This is a genomic window from Streptomyces sp. AC627_RSS907 (genome assembly GCF_019049165.1).
In genome coordinates this window covers 1-2,908 of the sequence record NZ_JAGMUE010000171.1, presented here as the reverse complement: position 1 = coordinate 2,908, position 2,908 = coordinate 1, and the positions used below count along the sequence as shown (strand labels likewise).

3 protein-coding genes are annotated in these 2,908 nt (G+C 72.8%); 1 reads left to right on the top strand and 2 read right to left on the bottom strand.

The window, feature by feature from the left end:
- Nucleotides 1-1,155, bottom strand: a 1,155-nt coding sequence (locus KUM32_RS30580; protein WP_254406376.1) for an alkaline phosphatase, incomplete at its 3' end; no start/stop codon positions are given.
- Between the two features lie 133 nt (nt 1,156-1,288).
- Here KUM32_RS30580 and KUM32_RS30575 point away from each other — a divergent pair.
- Nucleotides 1,289-2,086, top strand: a complete 798-nt coding sequence (locus KUM32_RS30575; RefSeq protein ID WP_217145213.1) for an SDR family oxidoreductase — start codon at nt 1,289-1,291, stop codon at nt 2,084-2,086.
- Nucleotides 2,087-2,387: 301 nt separating this feature from the next.
- Here the strand turns inward: KUM32_RS30575 and KUM32_RS30570 are convergent, their stop codons facing one another.
- Nucleotides 2,388-2,714, bottom strand: coding sequence for a nuclear transport factor 2 family protein (locus KUM32_RS30570; RefSeq protein WP_217145212.1), 327 nt, complete (start codon nt 2,712-2,714; stop codon nt 2,388-2,390).
- Nucleotides 2,715-2,908 lie beyond the last annotated feature (194 nt).

Genomic DNA, 2,908 nt, shown 5'->3' with positions numbered 1-2,908 from the left:
GCGCTCCTGGGCGCTGCCGGTCATGGTGCGGCTCGGGTCCTCCGACTCGGGGCCGGGGAACTGCCAGCCGTCGCCGTAGGCCTGGTTGGAGCGGTACTGGCGGGTGTCGAGCACGTCGAACTGGGCCAGCCGTCCCCAGTGCAGGCGGCGGTAGAGCTTCAGGTCGGGGCCGTCGGGGAGCTGCGGGCGGCGCAGCGGCATGTTCTCCCAGTAGGCGCGGTAGGCGGCGGCCCGGCGGAGCAGGAACTCCTCGGGCGGGACGCTGTTCTCCGGGGTGTCGCCGGCGTAGTTGTTCTCGGTCTCGTGGTCGTCCCAGGTGACGACGAACGGGTGCGCGGCGTGCGCGGCCCTGAGGTCGGGGTCGGACTTGTAGAGGGCGTACCGCAGGCGGTAGTCCTCCAGGGTCACCGTCTCGCGCTTGAACAGGGACGGCAGGGTGCCGGCCGGGTAGGCGCGGGAGCCGCCGACGTCGTTGACGGCGTACTCGTAGAGGTAGTCGCCGAGGTGGAAGACGACGTCCACGTCCTCCTCGGCCAGGTGCCGGTAGGCGGTGTAGTAGCCCTCGTCGTACTTCTGGCAGGAGACCACGCCGAAGGTGAGGTCGGAGGCCCGGCTGTGCCGGGCGGGCGCGGTGCGGGTGCGGCCGGCCGGGCTGACCCAGCGGCCGGCGCGGAAGCGGTAGTGATAGACGTGGCCGGGCGCGAGGTGGCCGACCTCGACGTGCACGCTGTGGTGGAACTCGGGGTGGGCGGTGGTGCTTCCGCGTCTGACGACGCGGCGGAACCGTTCGTCGAGGGCCAGTTCCCAGCCGACGGTGACGCGTTGGGCGGGCAGCCCGCTGTCGGCCTGGTACGGGGCCGGCGCCAGGCGCGTCCACAGCAGGACGGAGTCGGGCTGCGGGTCGCCGGAGGCCACGCCGAGCGTGAAGGGGTCGGCGGTGAGCTGCGCCGCGTCGAGTTCGGCGGCGCTCGCGGTGCCGGCGGCGGGCAGGTTCACGGAGAACGCGAGCGCGGCGGCGGCGCCGGTGACGGTCAGGAAGCGACGGCGGCCCAGGTGGCGGGCGGCGGCGCGGAGTTCGGGCGCGTGCGAGGGCCGGGACGGGGCCGGTGCCTGTCCATGTGTCTGTGCCTGTGCCTGTCGGTTCGCGGATGTCATCCGTTTCCTCCCCTTGCGATAGGTGCAAGGGGCATTCGACGGGCCGGGCACGACCCCCTCTTGGCGCGAACATGTCGTCACCGTGTCGGGAGGATGAGTTCCGCATGATCCCCCACGCGTACGCTGCCGCCTCATGAACACCGTGAAAACCACCGGCGAGGCACAGGCCGGGAAGGAAGAGGCGCTGCGCGTCGCCGTCGTCACGGGCGCCGGCTCCGGTATCGGCCGGGCGGTCGCCGTCGAACTGCTCGGCGAGGGCTGGGCGGTGGCCCTCGCCGGCCGCCGCCCCGGGCCACTGGAGGAGACGGCCGCGCTCGCGCCCCCCGGCACCCCGACGCTCTCCGTGCGAGCCGACGTGTCACGGCCGGACGACGTGGCGGCCCTGTTCGCCGCCGTGCGCGACCGCTTCGGCCGGCTGGACCTGCTGTTCAACAACGCCGGGACGTTCGGCCCGGGCGGTGTGCCGGTCGAGGAACTTCCCTACGACGCGTGGCGGCACGTGGTGGACACCAACCTCAACGGGGCGTTCCTGTGCGCGCAGGCGGCGTACCGGCAGATGAGGGAACAGCGCCCGCAGGGCGGCCGGATCATCAACAACGGCTCGGTCTCGGCCCACACGCCGCGCCCGCACTCGGTGGCGTACACGGCGACCAAGCACGCGCTGACGGGCCTGACCAAGTCCCTGTCGCTGGACGGCCGGCCCTACGGCATCGCGGTGGGCCAGATCGACATCGGCAACGCGGCCACCGACATGACGGTCGGCATGCGGACCGGCGCACTCCAGGCCAACGGGGAGACGGCACCCGAGCCGGTGATGGACGTCGCCGACGTGGCGCGCACGGTGCGGCACATGGCGGAGCTGCCGTTGGAGGCGAACGTGCAGTTCGCGACGGTCATGGCGACGGCGATGCCGTACGTGGGGCGTGGCTGAGCAGGGCGCGCGAGACCCCGCCGACTCGATCCACACAACCGGAATTCGAAGGTCCGCACTCTTGCGGCCGGTGGCGGGCTTATGCTCAACTCTCCTTCACCAGAGCTTCACATATGGAGCTCTGGTCTTCGGAAGGCCCGCAGCCATTCCGAGGGGGGAGGCGGCAGCCGTTCCGTCACACCGGCTGGGGGTGGATCCCGCGCAGGACCGCGGGATGCGCACCGGTGGGCGGACGGCTGCCGCGCACGTCCCGCCCTGCTCGGACCGGGCTACGCCTGCCCGGTCTCGAACTCGGACCGGCCTACGCCTGCCCGGTCTCGAACCGCGCGATCCGGCCGTCCCCGTCCACGGTGAAGTTCCACCGCGTCCGCATCTCGCCCCAGGTGTCGTTGCGGTAGCGGGCGATGAGGGCGCGGCCCCCGTTCGACTCGTTGTCGACCTCCATGTGCCCGTTGGAGGAGAAGATCTCCTGGTCGATCCACTGGGCGAGGTCCCGGTCGTCCCCGTCGTCGGCCATGGTGGCGTCCGGCGCGAGGACCGCGAGGAAGGCCTCGCGGTCGTGGGCGTTGACTGCGGCGACGAAGGCGCGAACGGCCGGGTCGCTCAGTCGCGTGGTCTGAATCGTCATGCCGGCCAGCGTCACACCGCCCCCGGGCCCCCGCCACCCGGCACGCACCCGGGGCCGGCGCCCGCCCCGCCCCGCACCCGGTCCCTGGCCCCGCCATCAGACCCGCACCCCCGCACCCGCACCCGCACCAGATATCCGCCCGGCCCCGCCATCCGCCCGGCCCCGCCATTCATCCCGGTGCCACCCCCCAGTTC